Origin of the sequence: Streptomyces sp. NPDC087859, assembly GCF_044742595.1 — a bacterium.
Taxonomy (GTDB): domain Bacteria; phylum Actinomycetota; class Actinomycetes; order Streptomycetales; family Streptomycetaceae; genus Streptomyces; species Streptomyces canus_F.
The window spans coordinates 71375-84914 of the sequence record NZ_JBIUUU010000019.1 but is presented as its reverse complement, the minus strand read 5'-3'; the positions used below and the strand labels follow the sequence as shown (position 1 = coordinate 84914).

Genomic DNA, 13540 nt, shown 5'->3' with positions numbered 1-13540 from the left:
TGCGCCACCCTCTCTTCTGACGTTGTCTGAGCCTTCTGTGTCGGGGCCCGGTCGGCGTTCACGAGCCGCTCCGGCGCACGACCATCGCGGAGTTGAAGCCGCCGTGGCCGCGGGCGAGGACCAGTGCGGTGTCCACCCGGGCACTGCGCGCCTCGCCGGTCACCAGGTCCAGGCGGTAGGCCGGGTCGGGGGTGACGTGGGCGGTGGGCGGGATCACGCCGTCCCGGATGGACAGCAGGGCCGCGGCCACGTCCAGGGAGGCGGCGCCGGACAGCAGGCGTCCGGTCATCGTCTTGGGCGCGGTCACCGGGACCGCTTCGGGGCCGAAGACCTTGGTCACCGCGTCCGCCTCGGCCCGGTCGAGCTCGGGGATCGCGGCGGCGTCCGCGAACACCACGTCGACGTCACCGGCATCGGTGCCGGCGTCGGCGAGTGCCTGGCGGATGGCCCGCTCCAGGCCCGGCTCGCGGCCGGTGCCGGGCGGCGGGTCGAAGGTGGCCGCGTATCCGGCGATCTCGCCGTACACGCGGGCCCCGCGCTCCCTGGCCGCCTCGGCGTCCTCGAGGATGAGCAGGGCGCCGCCCTCGCCCGGCACATGGCCGGCCGCCTCGATGTCGAAGGGCAGGTAGGCGCGGCCGGGGTCGTCGCTGGTGGACAGGCGGCCGCCGGCGAGCTGCGCGACATGCCCCCACGGGCAGATCGAGCCGTCGACGCCGCCGGAGACGATCAGCTTGCTGCCCTTGCGGATCATCCGCCGGCCCTGCGCGAGGGCGTCCAGACCGCCGGCCTGGTCGGAGACGACGACGCCGCTGGGGCCGCGCATGCCGTGCCGGATGGAGATCTGGCCGGTGTTGACGGCGTAGAACCAGGCGAAGGACTGGTACGCGCTGACGTACTGGCCGCCCTTGCTCCACAGCGCCTGCAGTTCGCGCTGGCCGAACTCGAAGCCGCCCGAGGAGCTGGCGGTGACCACGCCCATGTCGAAGGGCGCCCACTCGCCGGGCGTGACGCCCGCGTCCGCGAGGGCCCAGTCGGCGGCGACCAGCGCGAGGCGGGTCATGTGGTCGGTCTGCGGCAGCAGCCGGCCCGGCAGATGGTCCTCGGCGACGAAGCCGGGGACCTCGCCGGCCAGGCGGGCCGGGTAGCCGGAGGCGTCGAAGCGCCGGATCGCGCCGATGCCACTGCGGCCCTCGACGGTGGCACTCCAGAAGTCGTCGGTGCCCAGGCCGTTGGGGGCGGTGACGCCGAGTCCGGTGACGACGACGCGGGTGGTGGTGGCCGCGGTGGCGGTGGCCGTGCTCATGGCCTCGGTCGTCTTCATGCCGCCCTCCGCAACACCATCGCGCTCTGGAACCCGCCGAATCCGCTGCCCACGCTCAGGACCGTGTCGGTGCGCTGTTCACGGGCGTGCACCGGCACGTAGTCCAGGTCGCAGTCGGGGTCGGGTTCGTGGAGGTTGGCCGTCGGCGGCACCACGTTGTTCTCGATCGCGAGGACCGAGGCGGCGATCTCCAGGGAGCCGATCGCGCCGAGCGAGTGCCCGACCATGGACTTGATGGAGCTGACCGGGGTTTCGTAGGCGTGCGCGCCCAGGCTGTGCTTGAACGCCGCGGTCTCGTGCCGGTCGTTCTGCTTGGTGCCCGAGCCGTGGGCGTTGATGTAGTCGACCTGCTCGGGGTTGATGCGCGCCTCGTCCATCGCGAGCCGGATCGCCTCGGCCATCTCCAGTCCGTCGGGCCGCAGCCCGGTCATGTGGAAGGCGTTGCAGCGGGTCGCGAAGCCGGCGATCTCGGCGTAGATGTACGCCCCGCGCCGCTCGGCCCGCTCGCGCTCCTCCAGGACGAACATGGCGGCGCCCTCACCGAGGACGAAGCCGTTGCGGGTCCGGTCGAAGGGGCGGGAGGCGTGCTCGGGGTCGTCGTTGCGGGGGGTGGTCGCCTTGATGGCGTCGAAGCAGGCCACCGTGATGGGCGAGATGGGGGCGGCCGCGGCGCCGGCGAACATGACGTCGGCGCTGCCCTCGCGGATCAGCTCGGTGGCGTATCCCACCGAGTCCAGGCCCGAGGTGCAGCCGGTGGAGACGACGGCGGCGGGGCCCTCGGCGCCGACCTTCCAGGCCACTTCGCTGGCGAAGGAGCTCGGGACGAAGTAGTCGTACAGGTGCGGCACCGCGTAGCGGTGGTCGACCAGGTCGAGGCGGCCGCCGTCGGAGACGATGCGGTACTCGCGGTCCAGGGCCATGGTCGCGCCGACGCCGCTGCCCACGGTGACGCCCGTGCGGTGCGGGTCGAGGTCGCTCAGGGCCAGTCCGCTGTCGGTGAGGGCCTCGGCGGTGGTGACGACCGCGAACTGGGCGGCGCGGTCCATGCGCCGGACCTCCTGCGGGCTCAGGCCGTGCAGTTCGGGGTCGAAGTCGACCTCGGCGGCCACCCGTGAGCGGAACGGTGTCGCGTCGAAGGAGGTGATGGTGCGGGTGGCGGTGCGACCGGTGCTGAGCAGGTTCCAGAAGTCCTTGGTGCCCACACCGCCGGGGGCCACCACACCGATGCCGGTGATCACTACCTGGCGCGCCATCAGGAGGCCCAGTGGTAGAAGCGGGTGGCCATCGCGTCGGCCGGCGAGCGCCAGGTCGCCGGGTCGTAGGCCTCGATGAACGGCTTCAGGTCGTCGCTGACCTGCACGAACCGCGGGTCGGTCTTGGCCTGTTCGATGTGCCGGCCGCCCTGGTCGTCGTCGAAGTCCTGGAGGTGGAAGTACAGGCCGCGGTAGGCGAAGAGCTCACGGCGCCGTGTGCCCATCAGGTGCGGCATCTCGGTGCCGTCGAACTCCTGGAAGATCCGGGCGACATCACCGATGGACGCCGGGTCCATCCGCGCCACGATCAATGTGCTGTGCATGGGCTCTCTCCCTGGGGGAAATTCCGGATGCGTTTCCGAACAAGAACTCCGCGATCTCGTGGACTGCGCGGAAAGGGAATCGGGAGCGCACTGGGCGGGAATTTCTTGAATTCGCATCGCCGTGCGGACAGTTCACCGGATCCTCACTTACAGCTTCTTCGGTCCCTGACCGAATAACAACGCGTATCCGTGCAGATCCATGTCAGAAATTCTTCAAGGGACTGCGGCGGACCGTCAGATTCCGGCGTCGCTGCCGGTGGCGCGACGGCGCGCGAAGCACTCGTGGACGTCCGACTCCGCGTAGTACGTCCGCCCGGCGGTGGACCGCCTGCGCCAGCGCTGTTCGCTGGCGAGCCGGTAGACGGTGCCGGTCGGCGTGGACCACAGCCGGGCCACGTCCGCGGCGGTCAGCCAGCGCTCCTGCGCGGGGCCGTCGTCCGCCCGTCGCATGGCACGGCGCAGCTCGGTCCACAGCCGGCCCGGCCAGCTGTGCGTCCCGTCGGCGTCGCACCGGATACCGGGGCCGGACTCCACGTCACGGCCCCGCAGCTCGGTGACCAGGCGGCCCGGGCAGCCCGGCATCACACAGGGGCCCAGGCTCACCCGGCGCGGCGGCTCGCTGTGGGCCACCCGGTCCGCGGCCCGCACCAGGCGCGCCACCTCGCGGGTGGCGTCGGCGACGGCGGGGTGCGCGGCGAGCCAGGCGGCGTGCCGTACCAGGAGGGCGGCGAGGGCGGTGACCGTGCGCCGCGGGGTCGGCGCGCCGCGTTCGGCGATGACGAGGCCGCTCCACGAGCTGAGGGTGGCGGTGATGTCCGCCCGCACATCGGCGGCGGCGGCGTTGAACGGCAGACCCGAGGGCACCGGCCCGCCGCTGGTGCGCTCCTGGCCCTCACCGGTGGCGCGGCCGCCCAGGACCTCCTCCAGTTCGGCGTGCAGGGCGGGCAGTCGGCGCAGCCGCGCCACGAACAGGTGCAGACACTCCCGGCACAGGCGCAGCCGCGGCGCCGCGGGCTCGGTCTCCTGGACCGCTTTCTTGCGGCAGTCGTCGCCCTCGCAGCGGATGCGGGGCGCGGTGGACGTCATTTCTGGTCGGTTCGTTCGGTTCATTCGAATCCCCCGTGGACGGTGGGCGAGACATTTCACCTTTGCTGCCCTGCACCCGGAAAGGCGTACGTCAGGGACGTACGCCTTCGGGGCACAGGCGATGGATATGTGAATGGGAAGTGCCGCATACGAAAAAACGCGAGGAACGCCGGCGCTCAGGCCCGGCCGATCCGGAAACCCACCCCGTGGACGGTGATGATCCAGTCACGGGAGCCGAGCTTGGTGCGCAGGCTGCTCACATGCGTGTCGACGGTGCGCCGGGACCAGGAGTCGGCCCACACGTCGCGCAGCAGCTGCTCGCGGGTGACGACCGTCTCGGGCCGTGCGGCCAGCAGGTACAGCAGGTCGAACTCCTTGCGGGTCACCGCGATGGTGCGGCCGCCGAGGCGGACCTCGCGCAGCGCCGCGTCGATGCGCAGCGCCCCGATCGACAGCACCCGGCGTTCGATGCGGGGCTGCACCCGGCGCATCACGGCCTCGATACGGGCCAGGAGTTCTCTGAGCCCGCAGGGTTTGACCAGGTAGTCGTCGGCGCCGGCCTGGAGGCCGAGCACGACGTCGAGTTCACTGCCGCGGTCACTGAGCACGACGACCGCGGTGCGGCCGGCCGCGCTCAGCTGACGGCACACCTGAAGGCCGTCGACGTCGGGCAGGTCGGGATCGAGGAGCACGATGTCGACGTCCGCCTCGCCGTAGGTCTCGAGCGCGGCATAGCCGTTGCGGGCACGCTCCACGTGGTGCCCGTGCCGGCGCAGTGCCTCCGCCAGCGGTGCCGCGTCTTCGGCGCGGGCGTCGACGATCAGGACACGCCAAGCCGTGTGCGTCGCCGGAGCGGCGCGGGCCTCTGCTTCGAACACCTCACGGCGCGGTGGTGCCTGTGGGTTCAGCAGGTCGGCTGACGCCTGACGCATGACTCACCTCCACATCAGCCGGAATCGGAGCCTCGTACGGTTTCAGCCACCGTAAGCAACGTCGTGCCAGCTGCCGGTCAGCTCAACCACAGGAGAGGCTCAACGGCAGGCATGGGGTTGGCCAGCCGCGCGGCGGGGCCACGGCGTGCGGGCTTGCAGAAGGTTGACGTACCGGTGCGGTGCAGCTGACACAGCCGTGCGGTCGGGCTGTCATGGCACCGCCGATGCTGACACCAGTACCGGTGTGATCACCGGCCACGACCACGACGACGGGGTGGAGCCATGGACGCGAGCATGCCGGCGGTGCGCCGGCCGACCCGAGACGGTGCCCCGGACGCGCCGCGGCACTTCGCCGTGTGGGCGCCGGCCGCCACGCATCCGCGCACTCCCCCGCTGTTCCCGGTGGAACGGCTGCTGCACGCCGTCGACGGCCGGGACAACGGCCGCGCCTGGGTGCCCGGTTCGGTGCGCACGGTCCGTATCGGCCTCGATGTCACGGGCAGCGCCATGTCCTGGTCGACGTACCTGGGCGAGCTGCGCGACGCCGGCCGCTCCCCGCGCGGCATCGTCGTCGATCTGCCCGCCGCCACCACCAGCGTCGAGCGCGCCGCCAACCTGGTCCTGCCGCTGCTGCGCGCACTGTGCACCTCGACCGGCCCCGACCCACTGCACCTGGCGTTCCTCGTCACCGGCCGGGCCCGCCCCGAACTGGCCGCCGCGCTCGGTGCGGTGGCGCAGATCACCGGCGTCGAGGACGGACGGCTGAACGCGGTGTCGGTACGGGTGGAGACGCCGCCCGGCTGGGCCCGGGACCCCTTCCACGTCGCCCGCGCCGAACTCGCCCTGCCCCGGCCGGGGTTGGCCGAGGTCCGCTACACGGACACCGGGCGCGAGGTCCGGGTCCTGCGGACCCACCCGGCACCCGGCGGCCCGGCCGCACCGGCTCGGCTGCGCCGGGGCGGGCGCTATCTGGTCACAGGCGGCGACGGTGGCGGTGAACGCCTCGCGGTGCGCCTGGTGCGGGAACTGGACGCCCGGGTCGTGCTGTTCGGGGGCGTCGACGGTGCCGGACAGGGCGAGGGGGCCCTTGCGGGCGTACCGGGAGACACCGGCCGGGACATGGCCGGGGCCGGGCCGGGCGCGCGCACACCCGGGCGTCCGAGCCCCTACGCGGACAGGGGCGGGCGCGCCGACGGGACGCTCGTACGGGTGCCCGGGCAGCCGGGCCCACAGGGAGCGGGCGCCCGCGCCGGGCGGGGCGGCGGGGTTCTCGTACGGGTGCCGGGACGGCCGGGGCAGTACGCGGACGTCCGCGGGGCCGTGCATACCGCGCTGCGGGAATTCGGCGGGCTGGACGCAGTGGTCCACTGTCCCGGCGGGGGCCGGGCGCGGCTGCTGGGCGCACTGTCCGTCGGGGCGGCCCGGGAGACGGTCGCCGACGCCGTCAGCGGCGCCACCCACCTCGACCGGGCCACCGCGGGGCTGCCGCTGGAGTTCTTCGCGCTCGCCGTCGACACCGACCCCTACCAGGCCCTCGCCGGCGCCTCGGTGCCCGCCGCGATCGCCCGCGCCTTCGGCTCCGTCGCCGCCGCCCGCACCCGGCTCGCCGCCACCGGCGCCCGCCACGGAGCCTCGCTCGCCGTCTGCCGGCCCGGGGACCTCGCCCACCTGCTCGGCCGCGACCGCGACGCGTGGTCGGGACCCGCTCCGCGGGCCGCCTGACGGGCCCGTACGACGCCGATCTTCCCAGTGGCATGACAAGGTGCCGGACCGCGCCGCACAGCCCCTGACAACAGACCGCTCCCACCGCCCGCCATGACAGGGCTCAGCCACGAAACTTCCGGTCACGCGCACGGTTTCGCCCCACCGTGTGGCGGAATGTTGACCTCCGTCGCGCCCGCTCAGCAACCTCGAGGACTCCGGTCATGCGTACGAATTCCTTGAGAGGAGCGTGAGCGCAATGGACGTACTGGTTGTCGAGGACGATGACGGAATGGCCGAGGCACTTCAACAGATGCTGCATCTGCACGGCCACGACACCCGCCGCAGCGACACCGGTACCGACGCCCTGGCGAGCCTGCCGGGCACAAAACTCGTCCTGCTCGATCTGAGCCTGCCCGACCTGGCCGGACACGAGGTGTGCCGGCGGATCCGGGAGCACTCCTGTGTGCCCATCGTCGTGCTCAGCGGCAGCGACCACGAACTGGACCGGGTGACGGCCCTGTACGCCGGGGCCGACGACTTCGTACCCAAGCCCTTCAGCCGGCACGAACTGCTCGCCCGCATCGAGGCGGTGCTGCGCCGCAGCACCTGCTGCTGCGGACGGTCCCCGGAGGACGAGGCCGCCGACTCCGCGCCGCTCCCCGTCCCCGTGCCGCGTCCGCGCCGTACCCCGCCGGAGTCGGCCGGGGAACCGGCCGTGGCCCCGGACAAGCTGCGCGCGGGCCCGCTGTGGCTCGACACGCGCACCCGCCGGGTGTTCCTCGACGAGGAGGAGGTCCGGGTCACCCGCAAGGAGTTCGACCTGCTCGCCATGCTGCTGGAGGAGCCGGGCACGGTCATGCAGCGCGAGGACATCATGGCCCGGGTGTGGGACGAGAACTGGTTCGGCTCCACCCGCACACTCGACGTCCATGTCGGGTCCCTGCGCGGGAAACTCGGCAGCACCCGGTGGATCGAGACGGTACGGGGAGTGGGGTACCGGCTGACCGTGCCGGCGGCCCTCGGCTCCGGGGCCGAACGATGAACGCCGGCGGTCACGGTGCGACCGTCCTGCCGCACGACACGACCGGCCGTCCGGACGACGCGGGGGTGCGTCCGTACGGCGTGGAGGCTCTGGCGCACGACGCGGCCGACGTGGCCGGTGGCCCGTACGGTCTCGCGGCCGCCGCCGCGCACCAGCTGCGCGGGCCGTTGTCGTCGATCCGGCTGCGGTTGCAGATGCTGGGCGAGCGCAGGCCCGACGTCGCCGAACTCCCCGGGGTGCTGGGCGAGGTGGACCGGCTGGCCGCGCTGCTGAACCAGATCCTCGACTGGGGCTCCGCAGGACAGGGGCCGCCGCCCGAGCCCGTCGAGGTGCTCGACGTCGCCGCCGCCCGGGCGGACGCCTGGAGTGTGCTCGCCGACGCGCGGGACGTCCGTATCGACCTCACCGGGACCGCCGCGACGGCCCTGCAGGCGCACGGGGCACTGGAACACGCCCTGGACGTCCTGCTCGACAACGCGGTGCGGGCGGCCCCGCCCGGCACCACCGTCACCTGCGCCGTACGCGTCGCCGGGCACCACGTCCACGTCAGCGTCACGGACGAGGGACCCGGCATGACGGACGCCGAACTCGCCCACGCCGGGCACCCCTTCCGGCGTGGGACGTCCGGGGCCACCCGCGAGGGCAGCGGGCTCGGACTGGCGATCGCCGCGTCCCTGCTGCGAGCCTCCGGCGGCCTCCTCGGCCTGGGCCGCGCCGCGTCGGGGGGCCTGGCCGCCACGGCGGTCCTGCCGTTGGCACCCGACTGAGACCGCGCCGATCCGCCGAGGGCGGCGAGGTGCGCCGACGCACGCATCCGCCGCATCCCCAACTCGCCTCTGGCAAAAGGTAGTTGCCCCCCACGCGCCGGCCACCGGCGCCCTGCCCCTGGAGCCCGGACATGGCCATCGAGGTACTCCTCGCCCACCCTCACCCCTCCGTACGCGTCGCGCTCGCCGGACTGCTCGGTGGGGAGTCCGACATCGAGGTCGTGGGTGAGTGCGGCGACGGCAGACGGGCGCAGGACCTGGCCGGGCGGCTGCTGCCCGACGTCCTCGTGACGGGGCTGCGGTTACCGGGGCTGGACGGGGTCGAGCTCACGCGCCGCCTCGTCGGGCGGGCCGGGCCGCACGGGCTCCGTGTCGTCGTCCTCGCCGACGCCGCCTCCGGCTCCCTCGCCTACGAGGCGCTCGGGGCGGGCGCCCGCGGACTGCTGTGCCAGGACACCGACACCGGCGAACTGCCGCGCGCGCTACGGCTGGTCAGCCAGGGCGGGGCGCTGGTCTCCCCGCGCCTGACCCGCCCCCTGATCGACGCGTGTCTGCGCGGCCCCGGCCTCCCCGACGTGCCCGCCCTGGACCACCTCACCGCACGCGAACGCGAAGTGCTGTCCCTGGTCGGCACCGGACTCTCCACCCAGGAGATCGCCGACCGTCTCGTCGTCGCCGAGGTCACCGCCAAGACCCATGTCCGCCGCACCATGGTCAAACTGGGCGCCCGCACCCGCACCCAGCTCGTCGCCATCGCCTACGAGAGCGGCATGCTCCGCCCCCGCGTCCGGTCGTAGGGCCCGCCGGTCCGACGGATCAGGCCGACGTCGCGCGCCCTGGCACCCTCCCCCGCGCCCACCCGTGCCCACCCATGCCCACCGCCCCACTCGGCTCGACCGGCGCCCAGGCACGACTGGCCTGTTTCCGGCACCCCCGCGCGACGTCGTCTCAGTCCCGTCTTGAGTCGTGTTCAAGCGTGTCCAGCGATTCTCGAAGCACGGCTCGGCGGAACGGGGCACGGGAAGGGGCCCCGGGGAATCGGGCGCGCACACCGCGGGATGTCCTGAATCCGGCGCTACGCGGCGCCGGGCGGCTGTACGGGGGAACGTATGTCAACGGATCTGTGGACGTACCGACCGGCGGCCGACATGGTGGGCCGGGAGTTCGACCTGATCGGCGTTCAGGGCAGGCTCGAGGATCCTTCCGTCCGGCTGATCACCCTGACCGGGCCCGGCGGAGTGGGCAAGAGCCGACTGGCCGCCGAAGCCGCTGCCGGGGTCGCGGAGCTGTTCCCGGGCGGGATCCACAGCATCGATCTGCCGGCCTGTCTGGACCTGGAGTCGGTGCTCGAGAACATCGACAAGACCGTACGGGACATCGCGGAACGCACACTGCTGCTGCTCGACGGGATCGAGCACATCGCGGGCGGGCTCGCGGTGCCGCTCGCCCGGCATCTCGGCGACACACCCCTGCTCACCGTCCTCGCCACCGGTCAGGAGATCCTGCGGATCTCCGGCGAGTGCGTCCTGCCGGTGCCCCCGCTGCCGCCCCCGGGAGAACTCCTCGAAGCCGATGTCGCCGACGTCCAGGACAATCCGGCCGTCCAGCTCTTCGTCCGCTGCGGCCGCCGGGCCAACCCGGCCTTCGCCCTCACGCCCGAGAACGTCGGCGCCGTCGTCGACATCTGCAACCTTCTCGAGGGCGTCCCGCTGGTCCTGGAACTCGCCTCGCGCCGACTGCGGCTGTATCCGCCGCAGGAACTGCTCGGCTGGCTGCGACGGGGCGGCGACCGTCATCTGCCGGGGCCCGTCGACGTACCGGAGCGGCAGCGCTCCACCCTCGCGATCGCCGAGTGGAGCTGCCGAGGCCTGAGCGCGCCGCAGCGGTCGCTGCTGGCCCAACTCGCCCTGTTCCAGGGGGGTGTCACCCTCCCCACCGCCGAGAAGGTGTCGCCACTGGGGGCGGCGGAGACCGCCGTCGCCCTGGAGACCATGCTCGACCGCGGACTGCTCACCCTCGAGGAACGGCCGCGCGCCGACAGCCGGCTGACGATGCCGCGCACCGTCCGCGCCTACGGTCTCGCCCTGCTCGACGAGGCGGGCGAGGAACGGACCCTGGCCGCCCGGCAGGCGCACGCCCACCACTACCGGCGGCTGCTGCCCGCGCTGGAGGGCCGTTTCCACGGCTCGGAGCAGCAGCGCTGGCTGCGGGTCGCGGTCGCCGAGCACGACAACGTGCTCGCCGCCCTGCGCCACCTCGAGAACGAGGACGGCACAGCCACCGGCACCGGCACGTACGACGGGCATGAGAAAGAGAGGGGGGAAGGAGGCGGGGGCCGCGTGCGTCCCGAACGGGCGGCGGCGCTGCTGGAGAGGGCGGGGCTGGTCACCGCCTGTCTGCAACCCTGGCTCGTCCGCGGCGAGTTGAGGGAAGGGCTGCGCTGGTTCGACGCCACCGGGCAGGCCCTGAAGGGTGCCGAGTGGGGCGAGCGGACCGAGGACGAGGAGTGGCTGCGCACCCGCGCCCGCCTGTACTGCGGCGCGGGCGTACTCGCCGCGGCCCTCGGCGACCACGACGGGGCGGCGCACCGCCACCGCCGGGCCGTCGCCCTGTACAAGCGGCTGCGTGATCCGCAGGCCGCCGCACTGCCCTCCGCCCGCCTGGGACACGCACTGTTCCGGTGCGGCGAGCGGCCCGAGGGCCGGGCCCTGCTGTCCGCGTCCCTCACCGCCCTCGACGCCCACGGCGACACCACCGGATCCGCCGAGGCCGCCGCCGCGCTCGCCGAGGTGCTGCTCGCCTCCGGCGAGACGCGGCAGGCGCGTGCCCTGCTGGAACGGGTCGGCCGCGTCCAGCGGCAGAACGGCGCCGTCCGCGATCTGGCCCGCACCGTCCACCTCGGCGCCCGGCTCTATCTGTGCGAGGGGGACGACGACAGCGCCCGGGCGGCGCTGAGGGAGAGCATCGGACTGTACGAGTCGATCGGCGAGCGCACCGAACTGCCCGCGGTGCTGGAGATGTTCGCCCTGTTGATCCTTCAGCGGGCGGGCCGGCCCCAGCCCGCCGCCCGGCTGCTCGCGGCGGCCGGAGCGCTGCGGTCCCGTACCGGGGCGGGGGTGGAGCGGGAGCGTGCGGACCGGCTGCGGGCCGCCGTCGACGAGCTGCGCCGCCGGCTGGGCGGGGCGGTGTTCGCCACCGCGTGGGCCGAGGGGCTGCGGCTGCGTCCGGAGGCGATGGCCGCCGAGGCGCTCGGCGCGGCCGAGCCGGGCCGGACCGAGGACAGCGGGGAGAGTGTCGCGCTCACGCCGCGCCAGTTGCAGGTGGCGCTGCTGGTGGCCGACGGCATGACGAACCGGCAGATCGCACAGCACCTGGACATCGCCGAGTGGACGGTGGTCAACCACGTCCGCAACGTGATGCGGAAGCTGGGCTGCACCTCCCGGGTCCAGGTCGCCTGGGCCGTGGGCAGGAGCCGGTGATGGCGGACTGCGGGCAGGAATCCACGGCGGCGGCATTCGGCGGGTCCGCGGGCGCGCTGCCCGGCGACGGACCGCTCGCGGACCTCCTCGGGGACCTGGAGCCGCCCGCCGAGGTCACGCGGGCCTTCGTCGAGCGCGGCTGGTGGCGCAACGAGACCGTGCTGCACGACGTGTACCGGGGCGCGGCACGCCATCCGCACCGCACCGCGATCGTCTCCCACCAGGCGCACCGTCCCGCCCCGAGCCGCGTGGCACGCATCTCGTACGGTCAACTCGCCGCCTGCACCGGCCGTTTCGCGCACGCCCTGGACGCCCTCGGGGTGCGCCCCGGTGACCCGGTCGCCTACCAGCTGCCGAACCGCTGGGAGACGGTGGCCCTGCTGCTGGCCTGTCTGCGGACCGGCGCGGTGGCCGTGCCGGTGATGACCGGGTACGGGATCCGGGACCTGGAGGCGGTGCTCGCCGCGGCCGAGCCGCGACTGTGCGTCGTGACGGATCTGTGGGAGGGCGCCTCGCCGGCCCGGGTCCTCGCCGACCTCGCGCCCCGGCTGCCGTGGCTGCGCCACCGGGCCGTGCTCGGGGACGCCGTGGACGCGGGCGCGATCGATTTCGTACGACACTTCGTGCACACCCCGCACGAGCGGTACCGGTCCGCCGGGTGGCTGCGGCTGCCGTCGCGGCCCGCGGACCGGGTCGCCGTGGCCGTCACCTCGCTCGGTCTGCGGGCCGCGCACAGCATGGCCCTGCACACGCCCAACTCACTGCACGCGGGCCTGCCTTCGGTGACGGGGGCGGCCGAGGCCGCGTTCTCCGCGGTGCCGTTGGCGTCGTTGCCGTCGCTGCTGCACGCGGTGATCGGTCCGCTCACGTGCGGGGGGACGGTCGTACTGCAGGACGTGTGGGATGCGGAGACCGCGCTCGGGCTGATGGCCGCGGCGGGGGTGCGCCGGGTGTACGCGACGCCCGCGCAGTGGGAGGAGCTCGTCGCCGCGCGGGAGCACCGGCCGCGGGAGGGGCTTGAGCTGTACGGCGCGTTCACCTCCGACGAGGCGGGCACCTCCGCCGCACTCGGCCGGCGGGTCCACGCCGCGCTGGGAGTGCCGCCGCGGGCGCTGCCGCGGCCTGCCTCCCACTCCGAGCGGCCCTCGCCCCGCGGGCCCGCCTCGCCGCTCGCGGTGTGGCGGCGCGGCAGCGGTGTCGGCCTGACCTGGCAGGAGGACGGCGAGGCGGTGGACCTGGACGAGGCCGGGCATCCGCGGCTGCGCACCGAGGAGGTGGGCGGCGTGTTCCTCGTGCCGGTCACCGAGATCGAGGCGCTGCTGCTGGGGCATCCCCGGGTGGCCGAGGCCGCGGTCGTCGCCCGCGCCGACCCTCGGCACGGCGAACTGGCCTGCGCCGTCGTGGTCCCCGACGGCACCCCGCCCACCCTCCTGGACCTGCGCACCCATCTGTCCGCCCAGGGCATCCCACCCGCGCACCTGCCCGCCGAACTCATCCTCCTGGGCGGCCTGCCCCGCACCGACACCGGCGAACTGCGCCGCCGCCACCTCCAGGACACACTCGCCCACCGACCGGCTCGGGCGGCGTGAAGGGGGGCGGGCGATGTACTGGCCGGGTCCGGCGGCGTGGCGAG

The 13540-nt window shown here is 73.9% G+C and carries 11 protein-coding genes; 6 read left to right on the top strand and 5 right to left on the bottom strand.

Annotated features, from left to right (window positions below):
* Positions 1-58: 58 nt before the first annotated feature.
* The 5 genes from ACIOHP_RS37950 to ACIOHP_RS37930 all read right to left on the bottom strand — a co-directional run bounded on the left by ACIOHP_RS37950 (position 59) and on the right by ACIOHP_RS37930 (position 4915).
* Positions 59-1321, bottom strand: coding sequence for a ketosynthase chain-length factor (locus tag ACIOHP_RS37950; protein ID WP_401894570.1), 1263 nt, complete (start codon positions 1319-1321; stop codon positions 59-61).
* The gene (locus ACIOHP_RS37945; RefSeq protein ID WP_351689208.1) at positions 1318-2574 is read right to left on the bottom strand and encodes a beta-ketoacyl-[acyl-carrier-protein] synthase family protein; all 1257 of its coding nucleotides are present in this window, start codon (positions 2572-2574) and stop codon (positions 1318-1320) included. The genes ACIOHP_RS37950 and ACIOHP_RS37945 overlap by 4 nt, the downstream gene beginning before the upstream one ends.
* Entirely contained in the window at positions 2574-2897 is a 324-nt protein-coding gene (locus ACIOHP_RS37940) for a TcmI family type II polyketide cyclase (protein WP_361554720.1), read from the bottom strand. The genes ACIOHP_RS37945 and ACIOHP_RS37940 overlap by 1 nt, the downstream gene beginning before the upstream one ends.
* Before the next feature lie 234 nt (positions 2898-3131).
* Complete coding sequence (locus ACIOHP_RS37935) at positions 3132-3983, bottom strand: hypothetical protein (protein ID WP_401894569.1); 852 nt, start codon at positions 3981-3983, stop codon at positions 3132-3134.
* A gap of 176 nt (positions 3984-4159) precedes the next feature.
* A complete protein-coding gene (locus ACIOHP_RS37930) occupies positions 4160-4915 on the bottom strand; it encodes a response regulator transcription factor (RefSeq protein ID WP_361554726.1) in 756 nt (251 codons plus the stop codon).
* Positions 4916-5197: 282 nt separating this feature from the next.
* On the opposite strand from ACIOHP_RS37930, the gene ACIOHP_RS37925 reads away from it, so the two are divergent.
* The 6 genes from ACIOHP_RS37925 to ACIOHP_RS37900 all read left to right on the top strand — a co-directional run bounded on the left by ACIOHP_RS37925 (position 5198) and on the right by ACIOHP_RS37900 (position 13496).
* Positions 5198-6637 (top strand): hypothetical protein, encoded by a 1440-nt coding sequence (locus tag ACIOHP_RS37925; protein ID WP_401894565.1) that lies wholly within the window; start codon positions 5198-5200, stop codon positions 6635-6637.
* Positions 6638-6875: 238 nt separating this feature from the next.
* A complete protein-coding gene (locus tag ACIOHP_RS37920) occupies positions 6876-7661 on the top strand; it encodes a response regulator transcription factor (protein WP_401894563.1) in 786 nt (261 codons plus the stop codon).
* A complete protein-coding gene (locus tag ACIOHP_RS37915; RefSeq protein WP_401894561.1) occupies positions 7658-8428 on the top strand; it encodes a sensor histidine kinase in 771 nt (256 codons plus the stop codon). The genes ACIOHP_RS37920 and ACIOHP_RS37915 overlap by 4 nt, the downstream gene beginning before the upstream one ends.
* A 131-nt stretch (positions 8429-8559) precedes the next feature.
* The gene (locus ACIOHP_RS37910; protein WP_401894559.1) at positions 8560-9225 is read left to right on the top strand and encodes a LuxR C-terminal-related transcriptional regulator; all 666 of its coding nucleotides are present in this window, start codon (positions 8560-8562) and stop codon (positions 9223-9225) included.
* 312 nt (positions 9226-9537) lie between these two features.
* Entirely contained in the window at positions 9538-11907 is a 2370-nt protein-coding gene (locus tag ACIOHP_RS37905) for a LuxR C-terminal-related transcriptional regulator (protein ID WP_401894556.1), read from the top strand.
* The gene (locus tag ACIOHP_RS37900) at positions 11907-13496 is read left to right on the top strand and encodes an AMP-binding protein (RefSeq protein WP_401894553.1); all 1590 of its coding nucleotides are present in this window, start codon (positions 11907-11909) and stop codon (positions 13494-13496) included. The genes ACIOHP_RS37905 and ACIOHP_RS37900 overlap by 1 nt, the downstream gene beginning before the upstream one ends.
* Positions 13497-13540: the final 44 nt, after the last annotated feature.

Bases quoted from the DNA above. Each gene is read 5' to 3' on its own strand.
- ACIOHP_RS37950 (WP_401894570.1), bottom strand. From the start codon at position 1,321: ATGAAGACGACCGAGGCCATGAGCACGGCCACCGCCACCGCGGCCACC.
- ACIOHP_RS37945 (WP_351689208.1), bottom strand. From the start codon at position 2,574: ATGGCGCGCCAGGTAGTGATCACCGGCATCGGTGTGGTGGCCCCCGGC.
- ACIOHP_RS37940 (WP_361554720.1), bottom strand. From the start codon at position 2,897: ATGCACAGCACATTGATCGTGGCGCGGATGGACCCGGCGTCCATCGGT.
- ACIOHP_RS37935 (WP_401894569.1), bottom strand. From the start codon at position 3,983: ATGACGTCCACCGCGCCCCGCATCCGCTGCGAGGGCGACGACTGCCGC.
- ACIOHP_RS37930 (WP_361554726.1), bottom strand. From the start codon at position 4,915: ATGCGTCAGGCGTCAGCCGACCTGCTGAACCCACAGGCACCACCGCGC.
- ACIOHP_RS37925 (WP_401894565.1), top strand. From the start codon at position 5,198: ATGGACGCGAGCATGCCGGCGGTGCGCCGGCCGACCCGAGACGGTGCC.
- ACIOHP_RS37920 (WP_401894563.1), top strand. From the start codon at position 6,876: ATGGACGTACTGGTTGTCGAGGACGATGACGGAATGGCCGAGGCACTT.
- ACIOHP_RS37915 (WP_401894561.1), top strand. From the start codon at position 7,658: ATGAACGCCGGCGGTCACGGTGCGACCGTCCTGCCGCACGACACGACC.
- ACIOHP_RS37910 (WP_401894559.1), top strand. From the start codon at position 8,560: ATGGCCATCGAGGTACTCCTCGCCCACCCTCACCCCTCCGTACGCGTC.
- ACIOHP_RS37905 (WP_401894556.1), top strand. From the start codon at position 9,538: ATGTCAACGGATCTGTGGACGTACCGACCGGCGGCCGACATGGTGGGC.
- ACIOHP_RS37900 (WP_401894553.1), top strand. From the start codon at position 11,907: ATGGCGGACTGCGGGCAGGAATCCACGGCGGCGGCATTCGGCGGGTCC.